The organism is Pseudomonas kitaguniensis (genome assembly GCF_049199985.1).
GTDB classification, from domain to species: Bacteria; Pseudomonadota; Gammaproteobacteria; order Pseudomonadales; family Pseudomonadaceae; genus Aquipseudomonas; species Aquipseudomonas kitaguniensis.
The window spans coordinates 1-23,897 of record NZ_JBLZPT010000019.1 but is presented as its reverse complement, the minus strand read 5'-3'; the positions used below and the strand labels follow the sequence as shown (position 1 = coordinate 23,897).

At 59.8% G+C, this 23,897-nt stretch carries 18 protein-coding genes and 2 pseudogenes; 11 read left to right on the top strand and 9 right to left on the bottom strand.

Going from position 1 to position 23,897, the window contains the following annotated elements:
- Positions 1 to 18 precede the first annotated feature (18 nt).
- Complete coding sequence (locus tag ACOZK9_RS20610) at positions 19 to 1,266, bottom strand: MFS transporter (RefSeq protein WP_421556431.1); 1,248 nt, start codon at positions 1,264 to 1,266, stop codon at positions 19 to 21.
- 328 nt (positions 1,267 to 1,594) lie between these two features.
- Here ACOZK9_RS20610 and ACOZK9_RS20605 point away from each other — a divergent pair, with 328 nt between their 5' ends.
- Genes ACOZK9_RS20605 through ACOZK9_RS20595 form a run of 3 tightly spaced genes read left to right on the top strand, consistent with a single transcriptional unit; the run spans position 1,595 to position 4,223 of the window.
- Positions 1,595 to 3,034: a cytochrome ubiquinol oxidase subunit I gene (locus ACOZK9_RS20605; protein ID WP_058415050.1), complete on the top strand. Its 1,440-nt coding sequence runs from the start codon at positions 1,595 to 1,597 to the stop codon at positions 3,032 to 3,034.
- 1 nt (position 3,035) lies between these two features.
- Complete coding sequence (gene cydB, locus ACOZK9_RS20600; protein WP_058415051.1) at positions 3,036 to 4,043, top strand: cytochrome d ubiquinol oxidase subunit II; 1,008 nt, start codon at positions 3,036 to 3,038, stop codon at positions 4,041 to 4,043.
- Positions 4,044 to 4,055: 12 nt separating this feature from the next.
- Positions 4,056 to 4,223 carry a DUF2474 domain-containing protein gene (locus ACOZK9_RS20595; protein ID WP_082649093.1) on the top strand — a complete coding sequence of 56 codons (168 nt, stop codon included), beginning with the start codon at positions 4,056 to 4,058 and terminating at the stop codon, positions 4,221 to 4,223.
- Positions 4,224 to 4,290: 67 nt separating this feature from the next.
- Here ACOZK9_RS20595 and ACOZK9_RS20590 read toward each other — a convergent pair whose 3' ends face one another.
- The gene (locus ACOZK9_RS20590; RefSeq protein ID WP_421556430.1) at positions 4,291 to 5,415 is read right to left on the bottom strand and encodes a methyltransferase; all 1,125 of its coding nucleotides are present in this window, start codon (positions 5,413 to 5,415) and stop codon (positions 4,291 to 4,293) included.
- Between the two features lie 169 nt (positions 5,416 to 5,584).
- The gene (locus ACOZK9_RS20585; protein ID WP_421556429.1) at positions 5,585 to 6,295 is read right to left on the bottom strand and encodes a helix-turn-helix transcriptional regulator; all 711 of its coding nucleotides are present in this window, start codon (positions 6,293 to 6,295) and stop codon (positions 5,585 to 5,587) included.
- A 426-nt stretch (positions 6,296 to 6,721) separates the two neighbouring features.
- On the opposite strand from ACOZK9_RS20585, the gene ACOZK9_RS20580 reads away from it, so the two are divergent.
- Entirely contained in the window at positions 6,722 to 7,498 is a 777-nt protein-coding gene (locus tag ACOZK9_RS20580; RefSeq protein WP_152750700.1) for a ferredoxin--NADP reductase, read from the top strand.
- Between the two features lie 48 nt (positions 7,499 to 7,546).
- On the opposite strand, the gene mscL is transcribed toward ACOZK9_RS20580, so the two are convergent.
- A complete protein-coding gene (gene mscL / locus ACOZK9_RS20575; RefSeq protein ID WP_058415055.1) occupies positions 7,547 to 7,963 on the bottom strand; it encodes a large-conductance mechanosensitive channel protein MscL in 417 nt (138 codons plus the stop codon).
- 287 nt (positions 7,964 to 8,250) lie between these two features.
- Between mscL and katB the strand changes: the two genes are divergently transcribed.
- From katB to radA, 3 genes are read left to right on the top strand one after another with little or no spacing between them, the layout of a single operon-like run.
- Positions 8,251 to 9,792: a catalase KatB gene (gene katB / locus ACOZK9_RS20570; RefSeq protein WP_058415056.1), complete on the top strand. Its 1,542-nt coding sequence runs from the start codon at positions 8,251 to 8,253 to the stop codon at positions 9,790 to 9,792.
- Positions 9,793 to 9,849: 57 nt separating this feature from the next.
- Positions 9,850 to 10,389 carry an ankyrin repeat domain-containing protein gene (locus tag ACOZK9_RS20565; RefSeq protein ID WP_421556428.1) on the top strand — a complete coding sequence of 180 codons (540 nt, stop codon included), beginning with the start codon at positions 9,850 to 9,852 and terminating at the stop codon, positions 10,387 to 10,389.
- Between the two features lie 35 nt (positions 10,390 to 10,424).
- Positions 10,425 to 11,792 carry a DNA repair protein RadA gene (radA, locus tag ACOZK9_RS20560; RefSeq protein ID WP_058415058.1) on the top strand — a complete coding sequence of 456 codons (1,368 nt, stop codon included), beginning with the start codon at positions 10,425 to 10,427 and terminating at the stop codon, positions 11,790 to 11,792.
- Positions 11,793 to 11,925: 133 nt separating this feature from the next.
- Here radA and ACOZK9_RS20555 read toward each other — a convergent pair whose 3' ends face one another.
- Positions 11,926 to 12,294 (bottom strand): PilZ domain-containing protein, encoded by a 369-nt coding sequence (locus ACOZK9_RS20555; RefSeq protein WP_058415059.1) that lies wholly within the window; start codon positions 12,292 to 12,294, stop codon positions 11,926 to 11,928.
- Positions 12,295 to 12,466: 172 nt separating this feature from the next.
- Between ACOZK9_RS20555 and ACOZK9_RS20550 the strand changes: the two genes are divergently transcribed.
- The 3 genes from ACOZK9_RS20550 (at position 12,467) to yjiA (ending at position 15,871) form a co-directional block, all read left to right on the top strand.
- Positions 12,467 to 14,533, top strand: a complete 2,067-nt coding sequence (locus tag ACOZK9_RS20550; protein ID WP_421556427.1) for a carbon starvation CstA family protein — start codon at positions 12,467 to 12,469, stop codon at positions 14,531 to 14,533.
- 15 nt (positions 14,534 to 14,548) lie between these two features.
- Complete coding sequence (locus ACOZK9_RS20545) at positions 14,549 to 14,746, top strand: YbdD/YjiX family protein (RefSeq protein WP_058415061.1); 198 nt, start codon at positions 14,549 to 14,551, stop codon at positions 14,744 to 14,746.
- Between the two features lie 165 nt (positions 14,747 to 14,911).
- On the top strand, positions 14,912 to 15,871 hold the full coding sequence (gene yjiA, locus ACOZK9_RS20540; protein WP_152746804.1) for a GTPase: 960 nt from the start codon (positions 14,912 to 14,914) through the stop codon (positions 15,869 to 15,871).
- A 213-nt stretch (positions 15,872 to 16,084) separates the two neighbouring features.
- Here yjiA and glyA read toward each other — a convergent pair whose 3' ends face one another.
- Positions 16,085 to 17,338, bottom strand: coding sequence for a serine hydroxymethyltransferase (gene glyA / locus ACOZK9_RS20535; protein ID WP_058415063.1), 1,254 nt, complete (start codon positions 17,336 to 17,338; stop codon positions 16,085 to 16,087).
- 229 nt (positions 17,339 to 17,567) lie between these two features.
- The gene (locus tag ACOZK9_RS20530) at positions 17,568 to 21,419 is read right to left on the bottom strand and encodes a sensor domain-containing protein (protein ID WP_421556426.1); all 3,852 of its coding nucleotides are present in this window, start codon (positions 21,417 to 21,419) and stop codon (positions 17,568 to 17,570) included.
- 285 nt (positions 21,420 to 21,704) lie between these two features.
- On the opposite strand from ACOZK9_RS20530, the gene ettA reads away from it, so the two are divergent.
- Entirely contained in the window at positions 21,705 to 23,369 is a 1,665-nt protein-coding gene (gene ettA / locus ACOZK9_RS20525; RefSeq protein ID WP_058415065.1) for an energy-dependent translational throttle protein EttA, read from the top strand.
- A gap of 162 nt (positions 23,370 to 23,531) precedes the next feature.
- On the opposite strand, the pseudogene ACOZK9_RS20520 reads toward ettA, so the two are convergent.
- Positions 23,532 to 23,612 (bottom strand): annotated as a pseudogene (locus tag ACOZK9_RS20520) (transcription elongation factor GreAB); the annotation flags it as partial.
- Positions 23,613 to 23,717: 105 nt separating this feature from the next.
- Positions 23,718 to 23,798 (bottom strand): annotated as a pseudogene (locus tag ACOZK9_RS20515) (transcription elongation factor GreAB); the annotation flags it as partial.
- Positions 23,799 to 23,897: the final 99 nt, after the last annotated feature.

Here is a 23,897-nt window from a genome sequence, read left to right as displayed (position 1 = left end):
CCTTGTTGCCAGATTGGCTCAGGCGCCGGGCTTAATCGGTTCTTCCACCGGGACGTGCATGCGGTCGCGGTTGGCCAGGGTCGGGAAGAGTTTTATCCACACGCCGGTCACCACCAGCGTGCCGATGCCGCCCATGACCACGGCGGGCACGGTGCCGAACCAGTGGGCGGTGATGCCTGACTCGAATTCGCCCAATTGGTTGGATGCGCCGATAAACAGGCCGTTGACTGCACTCACCCGGCCGCGCATTTCATCCGGGGTTTCCAGTTGCACAAACGAGGCGCGGATCACCATGCTGATCATGTCTGCGGCGCCCAATACCACCAGTACGGCCATCGAAAACCAGAACGAGGTGGACAGGCCAAACGCGATGGTCGCCACGCCGAACACACCCACGGCGGTAAACATCACCCGGCCGACGTTGCGGTCGACCGAGAAGCGCGCCAGCCACAGCGACATCAACAACGCGCCCACCGCCGGTGCCGAGCGCAGCAGGCCCAGGCCCCACGGGCCGGTCAGCAAAATATCTTTGGCGAACACCGGCAACAAGGCGGTGGCGCCGCCGAGCAATACGGCAAACAGGTCGAGGGAAATCGCGCCGAGGATGTCCTGGCGGCTGCGAATAAAGCGAATCCCGGCCAGCAACGAATCCATCGTGGCTTTGGCTTTGTTCAGCGGGCTCTGGCGCGCGGGCAGGTTTAGCATCAGCACGCAGGCGATCAAGTACAGCACCACGGTCGGGCCATACACCCACACGCTGCCAAACGCGTACAGCAAACCGCCGAGCGCTGGCGCGACGATCGTCGCCAGTTGTTGCGCCGATTGCGAGGCGGCCACCGCGCGCGGAAACAGCGCGGCGGGCACGATACTCGGCAGCAACGCCTGGGTGGTGGGCATTTCAAAAGAGCGCGAGGCGCCGAGCAGGAAGGCGAGAATAAAGATCATCTCGCGGGTCACGTTGCCGGTCAGCCCGCCGATGGCCAGCGACAAGGCAATCAGCGCCTGCACGGTCTGGCAGATCGCGGCGACTCTGCGCCGCTCATAGCGATCAGCCACGTGGCCGGTGTGCAGCATGAACAGCACGCGCGGTATGAATTCCACCAGGCCCACCAAACCCAGGTCCAGCACGTTGCCGGTCAGTTGGTAGAGGTTCCAGCCAATGGCCACGGTGAGCATCTGAAAGCCGCTGGCGGTAAAAATACGTGCCAGCCAGAACGCGATGAAAGGGCGGTGGTGACGCAACAGCAACACAGGTTCACTAGGCATCAGGCAGTCAGATCTAAATCGGAAGGAGTAGCGAGATTAGCACCAAGCTGTAACAAATAGTTGCAAGGGTTTAATGCCCGCCAGGCTGAGGCAAGCTGTCACGCGGCAAAAGACCACGCCGTCCTGCAGCCAAAATGGGACTACTCTTTGAACAATGCTTGATCCAGATCAAAACCGGCCGCGGGATTGGTCTGGCGGCCGCAAGGCCAGAATCCCCGCGTGATGGCTAATAAAAGAAACGAATTGAAATTCGCCACACTCCATATCCGTGGGGGCAGTGGGTGCAGGCTCTCGCCGGCAGCCGGTATTACCTGACAGAGGAAGACTTATGTTCGGTTTGGAGGCGCTAGATCTCGCCCGAATTCAATTTGCGTTCACCATCTCGTTCCACATCCTGTTCCCGGCGATCACCATCGGCCTGGCCAGTTACCTCGCGGTGCTGGAAGGTTTGTGGCTCAAGACCCACAACGATACCTACCGTGACCTCTACCATTTCTGGTCGAAAATCTTTGCCGTCAACTTCGGCATGGGTGTGGTCTCAGGCCTGGTCATGGCCTACCAGTTCGGCACCAACTGGAGCCGCTTCTCGGACTTCGCCGGTGCCGTGACCGGGCCGTTGCTGACGTACGAAGTGCTGACGGCCTTCTTCCTTGAGGCAGGGTTCCTCGGGGTCATGCTGTTCGGCTGGAACAAGGTCGGGCGCAAGCTGCACTTCTTTTCCACAGTCATGGTGGCCGTCGGCACATTGATCTCGACCTTCTGGATTCTCGCCTCCAATAGCTGGATGCAGACCCCGCAGGGCTTTGAAATCATTGATGGCCGGGTGATTCCTACCGACTGGCTGGCGGTGATCTTCAACCCATCGTTCCCCTACCGCTTGATGCACATGGCCACTGCGGCGTTTGTGGCGACGGCGTTCTTCGTCGGTTCGTCGGCGGCCTGGCACTTGTTGCGCGGCAAAGACAGCCCGGCGATTCGCACCATGCTGTCGATGGCGATGTGGATGGCCCTGATCGTCGCGCCTATCCAGGCGGTGATCGGTGACTTCCATGGCCTGAACACCCTTGAACACCAGCCGGCGAAAATCGCCGCGATTGAGGGCCATTGGGAGAATATCGGCGATGAGCCGACGCCGCTGATCCTGTTCGGCTGGCCCGACATGAAAGCCGAAAAAACCAAATATGCCGTGGAGATTCCGTACCTCGGCAGCCTGATCCTGACCCACTCGCTGGACAAACAGGTGCCGGCGCTCAAGGACTTCCCGCCTGAAGACCGCCCCAACTCGACCATCGTGTTCTGGTCGTTCCGGGTCATGGTCGGCTTGGGCTTCCTGATGATTTTCACCGGTCTGTTCAGCCTGTGGCTGCGCCGGGGCGGCAAAATGTACACCTCAAGACCGTTCCTCTACCTGGCGTTGTGGATGGGGCCATCCGGCTTGATCGCGATTCTCGCCGGTTGGTTCACCACCGAAATCGGCCGTCAACCGTGGGTGGTCTACGGGCTGATGCGCACGGCGGATGCCTCGTCGGGGCATAGCCTGGTGCAGATGACGATCACCCTGGTGCTGTTCGTGGTGGTGTACTTCGCACTGTTCGGCGCCGGTTTGGGCTACATGATGCGCTTGGTCCGCAAAGGTCCTGTGACCCACGAAAGCACCGAGCCGACCCACGGTGGCCCAGGTCAGAAACGCACCCCGGCGCGGCCATTGTCGGCTGCCGATGATGGCAGCGATGACGGCCACGACCACCTCCAGCACAAGGGGCATTGAGATGGGTATTGATCTTCCGCTGATCTGGGCCGTGATCATCATCTTCGGCATCATGATGTACGTGGTAATGGACGGCTTCGACTTGGGTATCGGCATCCTGTTTCCGTTTATTCCGGGCAAAGTCGACCGTGACGTGATGATGAACACCGTTGCGCCGGTCTGGGACGGTAACGAAACCTGGCTGGTACTCGGCGGCGCGGCGTTGTTCGGCGCGTTCCCGTTGGCCTATTCGGTGGTGCTGTCGGCGCTTTACCTGCCGCTGATTCTGATGCTGATCGGGCTGATCTTTCGCGGCGTGGCCTTCGAGTTCCGCTTCAAGGCCAAGGACGATAAACGTCACCTGTGGGACAAGGCGTTTATCGGTGGCTCAATTGCCGCGACGTTCTTCCAGGGCGTAGCGCTCGGTGCGTTTATCGACGGTATCCCGGTGGTCAATCGTCAGTTCGCCGGTGGCTCGCTCGACTGGGCCACGCCGTTCACGATGTTCTGTGGCGTTGCCTTGGTGGTTGCGTATGCCTTGCTCGGTTGCACCTGGCTGATCATGAAGACCGAAGGCAAGTTGCAAGAGCAGATGCACAATTTGGCGCGGCCGTTGGCCTTTGTGGTGTTGGCGGTGATCGCCATCGTCAGCCTGTGGACGCCGCTCGCGCACCCCGAAATCGCCTCGCGCTGGTTCACCTTGCCGAACTTGTTTTGGTTCCTGCCGGTGCCGATTCTGGTGCTGGTGACCATGTACGGCTTGATCCGCGCGGTGGCGCGCCATGCACACTACACGCCGTTCCTGCTGACGCTGGTGCTGATCTTTCTCGGCTACAGCGGCCTTGGGATCAGCTTGTGGCCGAACATCATTCCACCGTCAGTCTCGATTTGGGAAGCCGCCGCGCCGCCGCAGAGCCAAGGCTTCATGCTGGTGGGCACGCTGTTTATCATCCCGTTTATCCTGGGTTACACCTTCTGGAGCTACTACGTGTTCCGCGGCAAGGTCACCCACGAAGACGGTTATCACTAGGAGGCGCGTACCATGGCCAGCAAACCTACATTGCACGAGATCGAACAGGCCGAGAAACAGCCGCTGTGGCGGCGCTTGGGGTGGTTGGCGATGATCTGGACCGGCAGCGTGCTGGCCCTGTTTATCGTCGCCAGCCTGATGCGCATGTTCATGAACGCGGCCGGCTTGACCACGCACTGACATCCCAATCCGGGCTTCGCGGCCCGGCTTTTCAGCCCTGCCTCTCGAAAGATTGGCAGGGCTTTTTTTATTTGCGCGCTTTGAGAATCACGAATTTTGGCGTGGCGGCGACTTGCTCGACGCCACGGAACAGCCGCGCCAGCTTGCTGTGATAACCCAAGTGACGGTTGCCGACGATGTAGAGCGCGCCACCGACCACCAGCGCCTCGCGTGCCTGTTGGAACATGCGCCAGGCCAGAAAGTCGCCGACCACTTGCTGCTGATGAAACGGCGGGTTGCACAGCACCACGTCCAGCGATTCTGGCGCCTGGCCAGCCAGGCCATCGTCGGCGCGCACTGACACATCGCGTGCGCCGAGGGCTGCCTGCCAGTTTTGCAGCGCAGACTGCACCGCCATGTACGACTCATCCACCAGCGTGTACTGCGCGTCGGGGTTTTGCAGGGCACTGGCAATCGCCAATACGCCATTGCCGCAGCCCAGGTCTGCCACGCGGGCGCTGCCCAGGTTTGTCGGCAAATGTGGAAGGAAGGCGCGCGTGCCGATGTCCAGCCCTTCGCGGCAGAACACGTTCGCGTGGTTCAGCAACGTAATGGCCGGTGTGTCGAGGGTGTAACGGCTCGGGTAGGGCGAAACTGCAACGGGGCGAGCCTCCACCGTGGCGATCAGCAGCCGGGCTTTTTTGACCGCCAGTGACGCGTGCATCGGGCCGATGTAGCGTTCCAGTAACTCGCCTGCCGCCCGTGGCAAATGCTTGACCATCGCCCCGGCAACCACGTGTGCGCCCGGCGCCAACTGCCCCTGCAGGCGGATCAGTTGTTCTTCGAGCAAGGCCAGGGTTTTCGGCACGCGAATCAGCACCCAATCAAACGGCCCCGCCGGCACGTGGCTGCCAGGCACAAACGGCACCGCATCAAACGCCTTGCCATTGCGCACCAGGTTCGTTTCAAAGCCTTGGGCTGCCAGAAACGAGTCGCCGCTGGACGTAACCTGCAACTGCCCTTGAAGGCTGGCCGCCAGGGCGCCAAAGCTGTCATTAAGCACCAATACGCGGGTTGCAGCGCCTGGCTGCTGCTCGGCCAGGTGGCTGAGCAGGTACTCGTCGGCAGCATCAAAGGCTTGCAGCGGGTCATTGTGTTGCGCGGGCTGACGGATCAGGTCGAGCTGGGCGAAGGGGCTGTCAAGCAGGGGCATGGCGGGGGAGGCTCTGGGTCATCGATGGGTGTTGGCGGGCGTGGGCAGCCGGCGCAACCGACTGAGTGAACGGCGAGGCGGCTCCTGCTAGGGGCTGCGTCAACACTCAGAATGGGCTGCAAATGTTACTTTTTTTTCGGAGGGATTACATGCGATGTTTCCAGGCCTGTTAAAACAGCCCTGCTTTGGAGGCACACAGCACGGCGGCGATCTTGTTGCTCACCCCAAGCTTCTTCAGGCAGCTGCTGATATGAAAACCCACGGTGCGCTCTGACAGGCACAGGATCGTGGCGATGTCACAGGCCGTCTTGCCCATGGCTGACCACCTGAGAATTTCTGTTTCTCGCGGGGTCAATTTGCACGGCGCACTGATGTTCGGTGCGTAGGCATATTTTTGTGCCATCACTGCATGCATTGCGTGGCACAGCCACATCACCTGGCCGGCTTTCTCGTACAGCTCTTCAGGGCTGACTTCGCCAGTACGGCGACCCAGCGTCAGCATGCTGAACATTCCCTGGAAGTCATGCACTGCTTGAGTCCAGCCTAAATGCAGACCAAATGATTGGGCCAACGACCATAAATTTGGCGTGCTGCTGAAGGCTTTCTCATCCCACACAATAGGCATTACGCTGCGCTTGCAGTGAGCGACGATAGGATCAATTTCAAAAAAGTGCGCTTGCTTATAAAGCGTGTTCCACTCATTTGGATAGTTGTTTAAGTTGATCGGTTTTGTTGGATTAGTCGGTTGCTGGGGGCTCATCGTAAATGAGCAATATTCAAAGCCTAGCTGGTAGGTGTGGTTAATGACCATCTCATAAATAGTGGTGATCTTGTCCTCACCCTCAAGTTTGGGAATTTTCGTGTTGCGCCAGTTGATCATCCGATGCCCTCCATGCATTTGGGTGTGTTGGCCCCTCATGGAGCCTACGGTTCACGGAAGTGAGTGTAGGATATGTACTACATCTTCGTGGGAAAAATGTCTGCGCTCATCCGTATTGAAGGTTCTTGAGCGTCGGCAGCAATCGGGGTTTTTAAAAAAACCAAGATGAACGTGGAAGAACCTCTGTTATTTCAAAGGTGTCCAGCCGCTGATGTCTGGATTTGCTGCACTCATTAATCGTGTGCAGGAAGATAGGGCATAACTAAATGATTAGTTCAATTTGCCAGTGAGTACGAGGGCTACTGTCTTAAAAAACTAACACTTTCACGCTTGTCAGCGCACGCACGGTCAATGCCAGTACAAACCAGCGGTGTTTCCCGGCACGACTTTGAGGGACACTGGGGCACCTGTTGAACGGAGCCCGCCATGACGGCCAGCGCTGAAAAATTTACCCGCCAGACCCTGCTCGACGTGCAGTCACTCACCCCCAGCCTGTTTACCCTGCGTACCACACGCGACCCGGGCTTTCGGTTTACCGCTGGCCAGTTCGTGCGCCTTGGGGTGACCAAGGCGGATGGCAGCACGGTATGGCGTGCCTATTCGATTGTGTCTTCGCCGTTTGACGAGCATCTCGACTTCTTCTCTATCGTGGTGCCGGGTGGCGAATTCACCAGTGAGTTAAGCCGCCTGCAGGTGGGCGACACCTTGATGGTGGAGCGCCAGGCCACGGGATTCCTGACCTTGAATCGCTTTATAGACGGGCGTGACTTGTGGTTGCTGGGCACGGGCACTGGCGTGGCGCCGTTCCTGTCGATGCTGCAGGACTTCGAGGTCTGGGAAAAATTCGAGCGCATCATCCTGGTCTACAGCGCGCGCGAATCCAGGGAGCTGGCGTACCAGTCGCTGATCGCGACGCTGGGTGAGCGTGAATACCTGGCCGAGTACGCGCACAAGCTCATCTATATTCCCATCGTCACCCGTGAGGTTCAGCCGGGCGCGCTGAACGGGCGCATTACCACGTTGATCGAGAACGGCGAGCTGGAGCGCGCCGCCGGCGTAGAACTGACCCCGCAACATTCGCGCGTGCTGATTTGCGGCAACCCGCAGATGGTCGATGACACCCGCCAACTGCTCAAGCTTCGCGACATGCAATTGAGCCTCAGCCGGCGCCCTGGCCAAGTGGCGGTGGAAAACTACTGGTAATAAAAAAGGCGCCTGTCACCAGGCGCCTTTTTTCCAAGCCAGTGCTGATTAAAGCGGCTTGTCGTTCTGTGCCTTGAGCAGATCACGGATCTCGCTCAGCAGCACCTCTTGCTTCGTCGGCGTCGGCGGCAAAGTGGGGGCCACGGCCTCTTCGCGCTTCAGGCGGTTGATGGCCTTCACACCCATGAAGATCGCGAACGCGACGATCAAAAAGTCGACCACGCTCTGGATGAACTTGCCATAGGCCAGCACCACTGCTGGCACATCGCCTTGAGCGGCTTTGAGCGTCACCGCCAAATCACCAAAGTCCACACCGCCGATCAACAGACCGAGTGGTGGCATCACTACGTCGCCTACGAACGAGGAAACAATTTTGCCGAAGGCAGCGCCGATGATGATACCGACGGCCATATCGACCACATTACCTTTGACCGCGAAGGCCTTGAATTCACTGATCACGCCCATAGGTTATTCCTTGTTACAGATGAGTAGAGTGAATGGCAGTGTAAGTCAGTCGCAGAGGGCTTGCCCGACACAACCGTTTACACTGTTGATTTTTATCGACACATCAAATCGTAAATAGTTTGCAAAGTGCCAGTAATCGCGCGCGAAATACTCGCTATTTCGGTGGCGGGCCACATTATTTTCTTTATCGAGCAGGTACAGGTTTTCTATTTATCTTCTGGCGTTCAGGTCATTAGCCTCTGACAAGCACAACTGAATGTGTACTAAAAAAACCAGAGGAAACCATGATGAAGAGTCCAATGAGCCGCGGGCCGGTTTCAGCGCGATATGCGCTGGCACTGGTGAGCGTAAGCCTGCTTTCTCTCTCCGTACACGCCGCAAACCTGACCCGCGATAACGGCGCCGCCGTTGGCGATAACCAGAACTCGCAAACCGCCGGAGCCACTGGCCCGGTGCTGCTGCAAGACGTGCAGTTGATTCAGAAGTTGCAACGCTTTGACCGTGAACGCATCCCCGAGCGTGTGGTACACGCCCGAGGCACCGGCGCCCACGGTACATTCACCGTGACCGACAACCTCAGCGACCTGACCAAGGCCAAGGTATTCGCCGCCGGTGAAGCCACGCCGGTATTCGTGCGTTTCTCTGCTGTGGTGCACGGCAACCATTCGCCGGAAACCCTGCGTGACCCGCGCGGCTTCGCCACCAAGTTCTATACCGCGGACGGTAACTGGGACCTGGTCGGCAACAACTTCCCGACGTTCTTTATTCGCGATGCAATCAAATTCCCGGACATGGTTCACGCCTTCAAGCCGGACCCACGCACCAACCTCGACGACGACTCGCGCCGCTTTGACTTCTTCTCGCATGTGCCAGAGTCCACCCGCACACTCACCGAGCTGTATTCCGACTCGGGCACCCCGGCCAGCTACCGCGAGATGGACGGCAACGGCGTGCACGCCTACAAGCTGATCAACGCCAAAGGCGAAGTGCACTACGTCAAGTTTCACTGGAAAAGCCTGCAAGGCATCAAGAACCTTGATCCCAAGCAAGTCACCGAAGTGCAGGGCCGTGATTACAGCCATATGACCAATGACTTGGTCACGCATATCAACAAGGGCGACTTCCCCAAGTGGGACCTTTACGTGCAGGTGCTCAAGCCTGAAGACCTGGCCAAGTTTGATTTCGACCCGCTGGACGCCACCAAGATCTGGCCAAATGTGCCTGAGCGCAAAGTCGGGCAAATGGTGCTGAACCGCAACCCGGGCAACGTCTTCCAGGAAACCGAGCAAGTCGCCATGGCCCCGGCCAACCTGGTGCCGGGCATCGAACCGTCTGAGGATCGCCTGCTGCAAGGCCGTGTGTTCTCCTACGCCGACACCCAAATGTATCGCCTGGGCGCGAATGCCCTGCAACTGCCGATCAACGCCCCACGCGTCACCGTTAACAACGGTAACCAGGACGGCACGCTGAACAGCGGCAAAACCACCAGCGGCGTGAACTACCAGCCAAGCCGCCTGGAGCCTCGCGAAGAGCCAAAAGACGCGCGTTACAGCCAACTGGCGCTGTCGGGCAGCACCCAGCAAGCGAAGATCCAGCGCGAGCAGAACTTCAAGCAGGCCGGTGACCTGTACCGCTCCTACAACAAGAAAGAGCGTGAAGACTTGATCGAAAACTTCGGCGGCTCGCTGGCCACCACCGATGACGAGAGCAAGCACATCATTCTGTCATTCCTCTACAAGGCCGACCCGGAATACGGCACCGGCGTGACCAAGGTCGCCAAGGGTGACCTGGCCCGCGTGAAGGCGTTGGCGGACAAGCTGACTGACTGACGTTGGTGACAGTCGACGCCCTGCTTTCGGGCGTCGACCTCTTGAGGAGAAAAGCCCATGCGTATTTCAATTGGTTTACTGCTGGCAATGCTCGCTTTTGTCGCCCATGCCGAGTCCCCCGACCCGGCGGTGCTCAAAGCGCAGCTACAGGACTACTATTTCGATGCCGCGCGCCGTGGCGATGTCGACATGCTCAACACCTTTATCGACTCTGGCTACAGCCTCAACACCCAGGACGATAAGGGTTACACCGCGCTGATTCTCGCCGCCTATCATGGCCAGGGCCCGTTCGTGGAGCGCCTGCTCAACGCCGGTGCCGATGCCTGCGTGCAGGACAAACGCGGCAATACCGCGCTGATGGGCGCTATTTTCAAAGGCGAGCTGAAAATCGCTCAACGCCTGCTGTCGACCGACTGCAACCCCGACCAACGCAACAGCGCCGGGCAGACCGCAGCGATGTACGCCGGGCTGTTCAAGCGCGTCGAATTGCTCGATGAGCTAAAGGCCAAAGGCGCCGACCTCAACGCTGAAGACCCTATCGGCAACAGTGCTTCACGATTGGCCAGTGGTGAAATCCGGACCCCGGCGCCGCGCTGAGCTATCATCGCGGTTTTTCGGTTGGAGGTTCTTGAATGGCAAAGGCCAAGCGCATGTACGGCTGCACCGAGTGCGGCGCGACCTTTCCCAAGTGGGCTGGCCAGTGCACCGAGTGCGGCGCGTGGAACACCCTGACTGAAACCATGATCGAAAGCGGCGGCGCTGCAGCCCCCACCGGCCGCGCCGGCTGGACCGGGCAACAGGCGCAGATCAAGACCCTGGCCGAAGTCAGCGTCGAAGAGATTCCGCGTTTCTCCACGGCTTCCGGGGAACTCGACCGCGTACTCGGCGGCGGCCTGGTGGACGGCTCAGTGGTGCTGATCGGCGGCGACCCCGGCATCGGTAAATCGACCATTCTGCTGCAAACCCTGTGCAGCATCGCCAGCCGCATGCCGGCGCTGTACGTCACCGGCGAAGAATCCCAACAACAAGTGGCCATGCGCGCGCGTCGCCTGGGCTTGCCCCAGGACCAATTGCGGGTGATGACCGAAACCTGCATCGAAAGCATCATCGCCACGGCCCGCATCGAAAAGCCCAAGGTGATGGTGATCGACTCGATCCAGACGATTTTCACCGAGCAACTGCAATCGGCGCCGGGCGGCGTGTCTCAGGTGCGCGAAAGCGCGGCGCTGCTGGTGCGGTATGCCAAGCAGAGCGGCACGGCGATCTTTTTGGTCGGCCACGTCACCAAAGAAGGCGCGCTGGCGGGGCCACGGGTGCTTGAGCATATGGTCGACACCGTGTTGTATTTTGAAGGCGAGTCCGATGGTCGGTTACGCCTGCTGCGTGCGGTGAAAAACCGCTTTGGCGCCGTGAACGAATTGGGCGTGTTTGCCATGACCGATCGCGGCCTGAAAGAAGTCTCTAACCCGTCGGCGATTTTTCTCACGCGTGCGCAGGAAGAAGTCCCTGGCAGTGTGGTGATGGCAACGTGGGAAGGCACCCGCCCGATGCTGGTGGAAGTTCAGGCGCTGGTCGATGACAGCCACTTGGCCAACCCGCGCCGGGTCACGCTTGGCCTGGATCAAAACCGTTTGGCGATGTTGCTCGCGGTGTTGCACCGTCACGGCGGCATACCGACCCACGACCAGGACGTGTTCCTCAACGTGGTCGGCGGGGTCAAGGTATTGGAAACCGCGTCCGACCTGGCCTTAATGGCGGCGGTGATGTCCAGCCTGCGCAACAAACCACTGCCGCATGACCTGCTGGTGTTTGGTGAAGTGGGCCTGTCGGGCGAAGTGCGCCCGGTGCCCAGCGGCCAGGAGCGCCTGAAGGAAGCCGCCAAGCACGGCTTCAAGCGCGCGATCGTGCCCAAAGGCAATGCGCCGAAGGAAATGCCGCCGGGGCTGCAGGTGATCGGCGTCACGCGCCTGGAACAAGCCCTGGATGCGTTGTTCGAATAACCCGCCAAACAGACTACCAAGCCCGACTTGTGGGAGGGGGCTTGCTCCCGATAGCGGCCTGTCAGCGACACATAAGTGCCTGACACACTGCTATCGGGCGCAGGCCCCCTCGCACATTTGACAGGTGTTGCCGTTAGATTTCCAACAACGCCGCCAGCTCCCGGTGCAGCTCATCCTCATCACCCAGGTTCAACTCGATCAGCCTGCGCAAGTGGCTGATCGAGTCCAGGTCAATGTGCTCGCACACAAAACCCAACTGCCCGTGATCATCGTGAGTCAGGCGCACCTGCATCTGCACGTCGGTTTCAGCGTCAAGGTGAATATCCACATCGAAAGCGGCGTCGGCGCTGCCCAGCCAAGGCTGCGGCCGTTGCACCAACAAACCTTTCAGCGACAAATCGACTAACTGCACCGACCATTCCTGGCCGTTTTGGCGCAGTTCGGTTTTGGCGTCAAAGGCGATCCGGCGAAAGCGGCGACGATCAGACGGTTGCTCGTTCATGGTGAAACCCTCGGTGAATGAGGCAATTGTAGCCCTGCGCCATTATTGAGTCGGGTTTTCTGCTTTTTGGCCCCTTGAAGGCTCTAGACCAATGTAGGGGGCTGGTCTTTAAAGCAAGTAGCGCTAAACTCGGGATGGCTGTCCTTCTGTCCACCCTGGCTGGAATATAAAAATGAAAAATAATAATAGCCTGCTACGCCACTTACCCTGGCTGCTGCTGGCAATCGTAGGAGCAGGCGCCCTTGGCGTAGTGGCCTTGCGCCGCGGCGAGGCGATCAACGCCTTGTGGATCGTGGTCGCTGCCGTGGCCATCTACTTGGTTGCATACCGTTACTACAGTTTGTTCATCGCGACCCACGTGATGCAACTGAACCCGCTACGGGCCACCCCCGCAGTGGTCAACAACGACGGTCTGGACTATGTGCCGACCAACAAACACATTCTTTTCGGTCACCACTTTGCGGCGATTGCCGGTGCAGGCCCGTTGGTCGGCCCGGTGCTGGCGGCGCAAATGGGCTACCTGCCCGGCACGCTGTGGCTGATTGCCGGGGTGGTGCTGGCAGGCGCGGTGCAAGACTTCATGGTCTTGTTCATGTCCACGCGGCGCAACGGCCGTTCGCTGGGCGACATGGTTCGCGAAGAGATGGGCCGTATTCCCGGCACTATTGCGCTGTTTGGCTGCTTCCTGATCATGATCATCATCCTCGCGGTGCTGGCGCTGATCGTGGTCAAGGCCTTGGCCGAGAGCCCGTGGGGCATCTTTACGGTGATGGCGACCATCCCGATCGCGATGTTCATGGGCGTGTACATGCGCTACATCCGCCCCGGCCGCATTGGCGAAATCTCGATTATCGGCGTGCTGTTGCTGCTCGGCTCGATCTGGCTGGGCGGGCAAATCGCGGCTGACCCGGTGTGGGCCAAGGCCTTCTCGTTTACCGGCATTCAGATCACCTGGATGCTGATCGGCTACGGTTTCGTCGCAGCGGTACTGCCGATTTGGCTGATCCTGGCGCCGCGTGACTACCTGTCTACCTTCCTCAAAATCGGCACCATCGTCGCGCTGGCGATTGGCATTCTGGTCACCATGCCCGAGCTGAAAATGCCGGCGCTGACGCAGTTCACCGACGGCACCGGCCCGGTGTGGAAGGGCGGCCTGTTCCCGTTCCTGTTCATTACCATTGCCTGTGGCGCGGTCTCGGGTTTCCACGCGCTGATCTCTTCGGGCACCACGCCCAAGCTGCTGGATAACGAAGTCAACTCGCGTTACATCGGTTACGGCGCGATGCTGATGGAATCGTTCGTCGCGATCATGGCCATGGTTGCCGCCTCGGTGATCGAGCCAGGCGTTTACTTCGCCATGAACAGCCCGGCTGCCGTAGTGGGCGCAGACGTGGTGACGGTTGCGCAAACGGTCAGCAGTTGGGGCTTTGCGATCACACCGGAAGCGCTGCAAGCCGTCGCGCATGACATTGGTGAAACCACCATCCTGGCGCGTGCCGGGGGGGCGCCGACGCTGGCGGTGGGTATCGCGCAAATTCTGCACAGTGTGTTGCCGGGTGAAAACACCATGGCATTCTGGTACCACTTTGCGATTTTGTTTGAAGCACTGTTCATCTTGACCGCGGTTGACGCCGGCACCCGAGCCGGTCGTTTCATGCTGCAAGACCTGCTCGGTTCGTTCGTGCCGTCGCTCAAGCGTACCGAGTCGTGGGCCGCCAACCTGATTGCCACGGCGGGCTGTGTGGCGATGTGGGGTTACTTGCTGTACCAAGGCGTGATCGACCCATTGGGTGGCATCAACACCTTGTGGCCGCTGTTCGGTATCTCTAACCAGATGCTGGCCGGTATCGCGCTGATGCTCGCCACCGTTGTGCTGATCAAAATGAAACGCCAGCGCTACATTTGGGTGACCATGTTGCCCGCTGTATGGCTGCTGATTTGCACCACCACCGCAGGCTTCATCAAGCTGTTCGACGCCAACCCGGCGATCGGCTTTCTGTCGCTGGCCAAAAAGTACAGTGATGCCCTGGCCAACGGCCAGATCCTCGCCCCGGCGAAGAACATCGACCAGATGCAGCACGTGATCTGGAACGCCTACACCAACGCAACGCTTACCGCGCTGTTCCTGTTCGTGGTGTTCAGCATCCTGTTCTATGCGCTCAAGGTTGGCATTGCCGCCTGGGGCAACAAAGAACGCACGGATAAAGAAGCCCCGTTCCAGGCCATACCGGACGCGTAAGCGAGGAGTGCAAGCATGTTCAATGACATCAGTCGCCTCGGTAAATACCTCGGTCAGGCCGCGCGCCTGATGGTCGGCATGCCCGACTACGACACCTACGTCGAGCATATGCAAACCAAACACCCGGGCAAACCGATGATGGACTACAAGGCGTTCTTCCGGGAACGCCAAGAAGCCCGTTACGGCGGCAAGGGTGGGCCAAAGTGTTGCTAGCCCGATAAGTTGGGCGTGTAGTGCCCCATGTGGGAGCGGGCTTGCTCGCGATTGCGGCGTGTCAGTTGATGCATACTGAGACTGATACACCGCCTTCGCGAGCAAGCCCGCTCCCACATTTGTTTTGCGTTCCTTCAGTTATTTCATCTAAAAAGGAGAATCTCTTTGTCCTCTCCCATCCCCGTCACCATTCTCAGCGGCTTCCTCGGCGCGGGTAAAACCACCTTGTTGCGCCACCTGCTCAAGGCCGAACACGGCTTGAAAATCGCCGTGATCGAAAACGAATTCAGTGACGCCGGTATCGACACCCAACTGTTGGGTGCCGAGCCGGTGCAAGTCATGACCCTGTCCAATGGCTGCGTGTGCTGCACCATCCACACCGACCTGACCAAAGCGCTGTACCTGCTGCTGGAACGCCTGGACAGCGGCGAGATCGCCTTCGATCGCCTGGTGATCGAATGCACCGGCCTTGCCGACCCGGCGCCGGTGGCCCAGACGTTTTTCATCGATGAAGAACTGCGCGAGCGCTACATCCTCGACGGCATTATCACGTTGGTCGACGCGGCCCACGCCGACCAGCACCTGGCCCAGACCATCGCGCAGGCGCAAATCGGTTTCGCCGACCGCTTGCTGGTGAGCAAACGCGACCTGGTCGACACGGCGACCTTTGACGCCCTCAGCCAGCGCCTGACCCGCATCAACCGGCGTGCGCCGATTCGTGTGGTCGACCACGGCGCCATCGACCTGGCCGAGTTGCTGGACGTGCGCGGCTTCAACCTCAACGCCGGCATGAGCCTGCGCCCGGTGGTTGCTGCGCCGTCTGTAGACCGTATTTCGAGCCTGGTGCTGCGCACCGACCAGCCGCTGGATATTGACCGCCTCAGCGCGTTCATGAACGACCTGCTGGAAGACCACGGCAAGCAGTTGCTGCGCTACAAAGGCGTGCTCAATATTGCCGGCGAAGACCGGCGCATGGTGTTCCAGGGCGTGCTCAAGCTCTACGGGTTCGATTGGGACACCGAATGGGCCGAAGGCTGCGCGCGCGAAAGTGTGATTGTGTTTATTGCCGACGAGTTGCCGGAAGACAAGATCCGCGAAGGTTTTGCCAAGGTCTATCAACCCTGACCTGACCTGACCTGACCTGAAATGCAGCCAAAAACTGTGGGAGGGGGCTTGCTCCCGATTGCGCTATGTCAGTGACATATCAGTGCCTGACACCGCGCAATCGGGAGCAAGCCCCCTCCCACAATTTGATTGCATTTCAGATTGAGCAGGCAGCGTTTTCAGGCATAAAAAAGCCCGGCTCATAAGCCGGGCTTTTTATTCAAGCAACTGCAATCAAGCGCCGTATACCGGCAGCTTCTTGCAGATGGCCTTGACCTTCTCACGTACCGCGTCAATCACGGCTTCGTTGGAAAGATCCGCCAGGATGTCGCAGATCCAGCCGGCCAGTTCCTTGCACTCTGCTTCCTTGAAGCCACGTGTGGTCACTGCCGGGGTGCCGAAGCGCAGGCCGGAAGTCACGAACGGCGAACGTGGGTCGTTCGGCACGGAGTTCTTGTTCACGGTGATGAAAGCTTTGCCCAACGCGGCGTCAGCATCTTTACCGGAAATGTCCTGCTTGATCAGCGACAGCAGGAACAGGTGGTTTTCAGTACCGCCGGAAACCACGTCGTAGCCGCGTTCGATGAACACGCCGGCCATGGCCTTGGCGTTTTTCACCACTTGTTGCTGGTAAGTCTTGAACTCAGGCTGCAGCGCTTCCTTGAAGCAGATCGCTTTGGCGGCGATCACGTGCTCCAGCGGGCCACCCTGGGCGCCCGGGAATACCGCGGAGTTGAGCTTCTTCTCGATCTCGGCGTTGGCGCGCGCCAGGATCAGGCCGCCACGTGGGCCGCGCAGGGTTTTGTGCGTCGTGGTGGTCACCACGTCAGCGTAAGGCACCGGGTTCGGGTACACGCCAGCGGCGACCAGACCGGCTACGTGAGCCATGTCGACGAACAGGTACGCGCCCACTTTGTCGGCGATTTCGCGGAAACGCGGGAAGTCCAGAATCTGCGAGTAGGCAGAGAAACCGGCCACGATCATTTTTGGCTTGTGCTCAACCGCCAGGCGCTCGACTTCGTCGTAGTCGATCAGGCCGTTGGCGTCGATGCCGTATTGAACCGCGTTGTACAGCTTGCCCGAAGAGGAAACGCTGGCGCCGTGGGTCAGGTGACCGCCGTGCGCCAGGCTCATGCCCAAAATGGTGTCGCCGCCTTGCAGCAGGGCCAGGTAAACCGCGCTGTTGGCTTGCGAGCCGGCGTGCGGCTGCACGTTGGCGTAATCGGCGCCGAACAGTTCCTTGGCACGGTCGATGGCCAGTTGCTCAACCACGTCGACGTACTCGCAACCACCGTAGTAGCGCTTGCCTGGGTAGCCTTCGGCGTACTTGTTGGTCAGCACCGAACCTTGAGCCTCCATGACCGCAGGGCTGGTGTAGTTTTCCGAAGCGATCAGCTCAATGTGCTCTTCCTGGCGCACGGCTTCTTGCTCCATGGCGGCAAAGAGATCGGCGTCGTACTTGGCAATAGTCAAATCACGGCTGAACATGGCGGTCCTCAAGGATCGGGGGCAGAAAAGGAGGGCATTCTAACCCAACGGGTTTTAGATGGCATATGAAAGGACATCATGTCGCGGACAAGCGGGATTCATCTGCGGATAGGCGGTGTTTGGGTGGGCCTCATCGCGAGCAAGCCCGCTCCCACATTTGAAAGCATTCACAGATCAAAATGTGGGAGCGGGCTTGCTCGCGATGAGGCCATCAGCCACCCACAAAACCTCAGTCAAGCAAGAACAGCGCATCATTGCTGAACTGCGCTTCGAACCGGTTCGCCGGCATCGGCCGCCCGAACAGATAACCCTGCACTTCGTCGCAGCCATGCTCACGCAGGAAATCCAACTGCTCATGCGTCTCGACGCCCTCGGCGATGACCGCGAGGTTGAGGCTGTGGGCCATGGCGATAATCGCGCGGGCGATTTGCGCGTCCTGCTCGCCGGACGGCAGGCCGTCGACGAACGTGCGGTCTATCTTCAACACGTCGATAGGGAACTGCTTGAGGTAGTTGAGCGACGAGTAACCCGTACCAAAGTCATCCACCGCGATGCTCAGGCCGAGGTTTTTCAAGCTGGCGAGGATCTGCATCGCCTCGTTGACCTCACGCATCAGGATACTTTCGGTCAGCTCCAGCTCCAGGCACGCCGGTGGCAGGCCCGTGTCACGCAGAATGCTGGCGATGCGTTCACCCAGTTGGCCGTCCGAGAACTGCCGCGCCGAGATGTTCACGGAGACTTTCGGCACCCGCACCTTGTTCTGGTGCCAGGTTTTAAGCTGGCGACACGCTTCGCCGAGCACCCAGTCGCCCACGTCTACCACCAGGCCCAATTCCTCCAGCACCGGAATAAAATCACCCGGCGGCACCAGCCCGCGACGCGGGTGGCGCCAGCGCAGCAAGGCTTCGGCGCCGGTCAAGCGTTTGCCGTCACCACTGAATTGCGGCTGGTAATACAGCACGAATTCGTCCTGTTCCAGCGCGTGGCGCAGGTCGCTTTCGAGCTCCAGGCGCTCAAGGGCGCTGGCGTTCATGTCGGCCTGGTAGAACTGGAAATTATTTTTGCCGCGTTCTTTAGCGTGATACATCGCGGTGTCGGCGTTCTTCATCAACTGGCTCAGCTCGTTGCCGTCTTGCGGGCTGAGGGCGATGCCGATACTGGCGGTCACGAAGAACTCGCGGCCTTCCAGCACAAACGGCTTCACCAGGCTGGCGAGGATCTGCTCGGCCACATTGATCGCGCGGTTCAACGCCATTTCGCGGCTGACGCGCGGTTGCAGGAGCAAGGTGAACTCGTCGCCGCCCATGCGCGCCACGGTGTCGTCTTCGGCCACGCAGCCCAGCAGGCGCGTGGCCATCTCTTTGAGCATGCGGTCGCCCGCGGCGTGGCCCAGCGAATCGTTGATCGGCTTGAAGCGGTCGAGGTCGAGGAACATCAGCACCACCCACGACTTCTGCCGCTCCGCCGACTGCAACGCGGTGTGCAGGCGGTCCTGAAACAGCGTGCGGTTGGGCAGGTGGGTCAGGGCGTCGTAATACGCCAGGCGGTGGATGCGCTGTTCGCTGGCCTTGCGCTCGCTGATGTCGCTGAAAAAACACACATAGCTGGCCAAGTCGCCTTCATCGTCGAACACCGCGGTAATGCCGACCCAGGCCGGGTAATGCTCGCCATTCAGGCGTTTCAGCCAGACCTCGCCTTCCCACGTGCTGTGCTGGTGCAGTTGTTTGAGCACATAGCGCAGGTGGGCTTCCTGCTGTTCGTCGACGGTCAGCATGTTCGGCAACTGGTCGAGCACATCCGCCACGGCATAACCGCTGACGCGACTGAACGCCTCGTTGGCCTGCACGATATAGCCCGCTGGGTCGGTGATCAGGATCGCCGACGTTGAGTGTTCGAACACCGTGGCGGCCATGCGCAGGTCTTTCTCGGCGCGCCGTTGCTGGCTGATGTCGCGGCCCACGCCAAGAATGCCTTCAAACGCGCCATGTTCGTCCCAGACCAATACCAGGCGCAGCTCAATCGGTACTTTGCGGCCATCGGCGCGCAGGCAGTCGAACACGAACAGCCGGCTCTGCAATTGATCGCGCAGCGTGTTCAGCGCCTCGACGTCGCCGAGCGCGCGGCTGACTTGCTCGACCAGGCTATAAATGCCGGTGAGTTGCTGCGGGTTGGCAATAATCGACTGCCAGCCGTTTTTCAGCACCCATTCCACGTCATAGCCCAGCACGGCGCTGACCGACGGGCTGATGTAGTTGAGCGCCAGCTGGCTGTCGGTGGAGCAAATCACGTCGCTGATGCTTTCGGCCAGCATGCGGTAGCGCTGCTCGCTGTCGCGCAGCGATTCGCTGGCTTCAATCTGGTCGGTAATGTCTTTGGCCACGCCGATGATTCGGGTGACTTGCGCGCTCTTGTCACGGGCCAGGGCCTGCTCGCGAATATCAAAGCGCCGCCATTGGTTATTGCGGTGGCGAAAGCGCAACTGGCACTGCAACTGGTTCGCGTAGCCGGTTTCACGTTGCTGCTGGCGCAGCTCGTGGTAATGCTCGGCGTCTTCGGGGTGCAGCAGGATTTCCCAGAAGTAGTCGCCCATTTGCTGCAGCGCTACTTTGTCATAGCCCAGGGTGTGGCCGAGGTGATGGTTGCTGAAAATAATGCGCTGGCTGATCACGTCCTGCACGTACAGATGGTCGGGCACGGTGCGCACCACGTCGGACCAAAAGCTTTCGCGCTCCACCAGTGACAGCTCGATCAGCTTGCGGCTGGTGATGTCGCTGATGCTGAGGATCACCGCCTTGAAGTCGTCTTGCTGCTCCGGCAGGCGCATCACCAGCCACAGGTATTGTTCGTTGCCTGCGGCGTCGTTGAGCTGGATTTCCAGTTCCAACTGCTTTTGCTGGGTCAGCACCGCCTCAAGCACGGAGTGGCCAATGGCCGTGGCATTGCCCGAGCGCTCATCAATCAGGCGTTCCCACGCCTCCTCGCAAGAGCCGACGCCCAACAGGCGCACGGCGACTTGGTTGACTTCGGTAATGCGCAACTCCTTGAGCAATTGCTGTCGCTGCTCAGCGTTGTTGTGCAGCCAGGCCTGCAATTGCTCGCGGGTGTGCAGTTTTGTCTTGTCGAAAAAGCCTTTCAGCCCCGACAGGTCCAGCACGCACAGGGCCACGCCGGTGCCTTCGAAAATATCTTGATAACGCCTGCGGCCTTCATGCACCTGGCGCTGGCGGCGGCGCATGTTCAGCAGCACCACCAACGGGATCAGCGAGAAGGCCAGGCCCAACAAGCATTTGCCGATAAACGCCGGCAGTAACTGCTCCAGCACGGCGTTGCGGTCGAACAGCCCGCGCAATTGCCAGTCGCTTCTGCTCAGCGGCGTTACCAGCACGCTTTTATTCAGTTCATCCGGGGTCAGCGCGGTGGGCCACTGCGCCGGCATGCCGGTGTCACGGCTGACCACGTGATGGTTCAGGCGGTTCTCGATGGCCCACATCGGGCGCGCGCCTTGGGCGTCCTGGCCGTTGAGGTTGGTCAGGTAATTGGGGGCCAGGCGCAGTGCCCAGTACATTTTTGAGCCGCCGCTGGGCTGGTGCAGCAGCAAATAGATGAGCGTGCCGTCGGCGTTGTTGCTCAGGTAATACGGTTGCGCCTGGCTGCGCTGCACCAGTTCTGTCAGCAACGCGCTGTCCTGGCTGTCTTTGGCGCTGTCGCTGATCAGCGCACCGCTGGCGCTGAGCAACGCCACGCTGCGCAGTTCCGGCAACGAGCGTTGCAAGGTGCGCATCAAGGCCTGATGCTGTTCGTCGTTGCGCGGCGGCTCGACGATCGGCAGCAAATTCATCGCGATTTTTGCGCTCAGCGCCATGTTCAGGCTGATCTGTTCAGCCAGGTCGGCGCTGTAGTCGATGGTGTATTGCTGCTGGTTCTTCTGGTTTTGCTGCAACTGGTCGAGCAGTTGCCAGAACAATAACGCGAGCAACATCAGCACAAGCGTCGCCAACGCGCCTTTAAAGGTGCCGTGCAGGGGCGCTCCCGGCGCTAAGTGAGCAGCGCGCAGGGGCGTAGGCGACGTGACTTTGGACAAACTGTGATCCTGCGGTTTGGCTGAGCTGGCGCGCGACGTGCACTATAAGCCGGACGCCCGAAGGGCGGCTAGCATGCCTTGAGTTGTGGCAAAGTGCCAGTCCCGCCTGGCTGGACTGACCAAGCGCATTCAGGTAGCTTTGAAGGTTACGCGAGGGCGTTCCAGCCCCAGACATTCAGGCTTCTTCCGCACGCAGGCATTGATCACCATCAACGGCCCGCGCGGCGCATGGCCTGGCACGGGCTTCGCCCGCTTAATTCATCTGTCACTGACGCTAGGTTCACCATGGCTCAATACGTATTCACCATGCATCGGCTGGGAAAAGTTGTTCCGCCGAAGCGGGAAATCCTGAAAAATATTTCGTTGTCCTTCTTCCCCGGCGCCAAAATTGGCGTGCTCGGCCTCAACGGTTCGGGTAAGTCCACGCTGCTGAAAATCATGGCCGGCGTCGACACCGAGTTCGAAGGCGAAGCCCGCCCGATGCCGGAACTGAACATCGGTTACCTGCCGCAAGAGCCTATTCTCGATCCGACCAAGACCGTGCGTGAAGTAGTCGAAGAAGCGGTCAGTGTGATCAAGAACGCCCAGGCCCGCCTGGACGAGGTTTACGCCGCTTACGCTGAAGAAGATGCCGACTTCGACAAGCTGGCTGCCGAACAGGCCAAGCTCGAAGCCATCCTGCAAGCGGGCGACGGTCACAACCTTGAGCGCCAACTCGAAGTCGCCGCCGATGCGCTGCGCCTGCCGGCGTGGGATGCCAAGATCGAATTCCTCTCCGGTGGTGAAAAACGCCGTGTGGCCCTGTGCCGCCTGCTGCTGTCGGCGCCCGACATGCTGTTGCTCGACGAACCGACCAACCACTTGGACGCCGATTCCGTCGCCTGGCTGGAGCACTTCCTGCACGATTTTCCGGGCACCGTGGTTGCGATCACGCACGACCGCTACTTCCTCGACAACGTAGCGGGCTGGATTCTGGAACTCGACCGTGGCGCCGGTATCCCTTACGAGGGCAACTACTCCGGCTGGCTCGAAGCCAAGTCCGACCGTCTGGCCGCCGAATCCAAGCAGCAATCTGCTCACGAAAAAGCCATGAAGGAAGAACTGGAGTGGGTGCGCAAAGGCGCCAAGGCCCGCCAGTCGAAATCCAAGGCACGTCTGCAACGCTTTGAAGAAATGCAGTCGCAGGAATTCCAGAAACGCAGCGAAACCAATGAAATCTACATCCCGGCCGGTCCGCGCCTGGGTGACAAGGTGATTGAGTTCAAAAACGTTTCCAAAGGCTATGGCGACCGCGTGCTGATCGACAACCTGTCGTTCAGCATGCCAAAAGGCGCGATCGTCGGCGTTATTGGTGGTAACGGTGCGGGTAAATCCACGCTGTTCCGCATGCTGATGGGCAAGGAAACACCGGATTCGGGCAGCATCGAAGTCGGCGACACCGTGCAGCTTGCCTGCGTGGACCAGAGCCGCGAAGACCTCGACGGCAGCAAAACCGTGTTCCAGCAGATTTCCGACGGCTCCGACCAGATCCGCATCGGCAACTATGAAATCCCCTCGCGCACCTACGTGGGCCGTTTCAACTTCAAGGGCGGCGACCAGCAGAAGTTCGTCAAAGACCTCTCCGGCGGTGAGCGCGGTCGCTTGCACCTGGCGCTGACCTTGAAAGAGGGCGGCAACGTGTTGCTGCTCGACGAACCTTCCAACGACCTCGACGTTGAAACCCTGCGTTCGCTGGAAGAAGCCCTGTTGGACTTCCCGGGCGCCGCCATTGTGATCTCTCACGATCGGTGGTTCCTTGACCGCGTCGCGACCCACATCCTGGCGTACGAAGACGACTCCCAAGCGGTGTTCTTCGAAGGCAACTACACCGAGTATGAAGCCGACCGTAAAAAGCGTTTGGGCGATGCAGCTGCCCAGCCGCACCGTGTACGGCACAAAAAACTGGCCTGATCCGGGTCAGTGGTTTGAAAAAACGGAGCCTTCGGGCTCCGTTTTTTTTGCGCATATTTCAGCCAGACCTGTGGGAGCGGGCTTGCTCGCGATGGTATCAACCCGGTGCACCTGATGGTCCGAGGTGCCTGCATCGCGAGCAAGCCCGCACACAGTTGGTCGTTAAGCTTCGGGCTCTACACGCAGCACTTCGATCAACTGGTCGCCGACGGGCCGTTTCCACAGCACCTCGTCGCCAATCTTCAGCGAGACCTGTGGGAGCGGGCTTGCTCGCGATGGTATCAACCCGGTGTACCTGATGGTCCGAGGTGCCTGCATCGCGAGCAAGCCCGCTCCCACAGTTGGTCGCTAAGCTTCGGGTTCTACACGCAGCACTTCGATCAACTGGTCGCCGACGGGCCGTTTCCACAGCACCTCGTCGCCAATCTTCAGCCAGACCTGTGGGGGGGGGGGGGGGGGGGGGTGGTTTTCACAACTGGGGCGGGCGGGGAGATGGAGTGTGTTGTTGTGGGGGGGGGGCGGATGAGT

Coding starts and splice junctions, on each gene's coding strand:
- ACOZK9_RS20555 (WP_058415059.1), bottom strand. CDS start 12,294: ATGAACGAGCAACCGTCTGATCGTCGCCGCTTTCGCCGGATCGCCTTT.
- ACOZK9_RS20545 (WP_058415061.1), top strand. CDS start 14,549: ATGTTCAATGACATCAGTCGCCTCGGTAAATACCTCGGTCAGGCCGCG.
- ACOZK9_RS20585 (WP_421556429.1), bottom strand. CDS start 6,295: ATGATCAACTGGCGCAACACGAAAATTCCCAAACTTGAGGGTGAGGAC.
- radA (WP_058415058.1), top strand. CDS start 10,425: ATGGCAAAGGCCAAGCGCATGTACGGCTGCACCGAGTGCGGCGCGACC.
- cydB (WP_058415051.1), top strand. CDS start 3,036: ATGGGTATTGATCTTCCGCTGATCTGGGCCGTGATCATCATCTTCGGC.
- mscL (WP_058415055.1), bottom strand. CDS start 7,963: ATGGGCGTGATCAGTGAATTCAAGGCCTTCGCGGTCAAAGGTAATGTG.
- ACOZK9_RS20550 (WP_421556427.1), top strand. CDS start 12,467: ATGAAAAATAATAATAGCCTGCTACGCCACTTACCCTGGCTGCTGCTG.
- katB (WP_058415056.1), top strand. CDS start 8,251: ATGAAGAGTCCAATGAGCCGCGGGCCGGTTTCAGCGCGATATGCGCTG.
- ACOZK9_RS20565 (WP_421556428.1), top strand. CDS start 9,850: ATGCGTATTTCAATTGGTTTACTGCTGGCAATGCTCGCTTTTGTCGCC.
- glyA (WP_058415063.1), bottom strand. CDS start 17,338: ATGTTCAGCCGTGATTTGACTATTGCCAAGTACGACGCCGATCTCTTT.
- ACOZK9_RS20610 (WP_421556431.1), bottom strand. CDS start 1,266: ATGCCTAGTGAACCTGTGTTGCTGTTGCGTCACCACCGCCCTTTCATC.
- ACOZK9_RS20580 (WP_152750700.1), top strand. CDS start 6,722: ATGACGGCCAGCGCTGAAAAATTTACCCGCCAGACCCTGCTCGACGTG.
- ettA (WP_058415065.1), top strand. CDS start 21,705: ATGGCTCAATACGTATTCACCATGCATCGGCTGGGAAAAGTTGTTCCG.
- ACOZK9_RS20595 (WP_082649093.1), top strand. CDS start 4,056: ATGGCCAGCAAACCTACATTGCACGAGATCGAACAGGCCGAGAAACAG.
- ACOZK9_RS20605 (WP_058415050.1), top strand. CDS start 1,595: ATGTTCGGTTTGGAGGCGCTAGATCTCGCCCGAATTCAATTTGCGTTC.
- ACOZK9_RS20590 (WP_421556430.1), bottom strand. CDS start 5,415: ATGCCCCTGCTTGACAGCCCCTTCGCCCAGCTCGACCTGATCCGTCAG.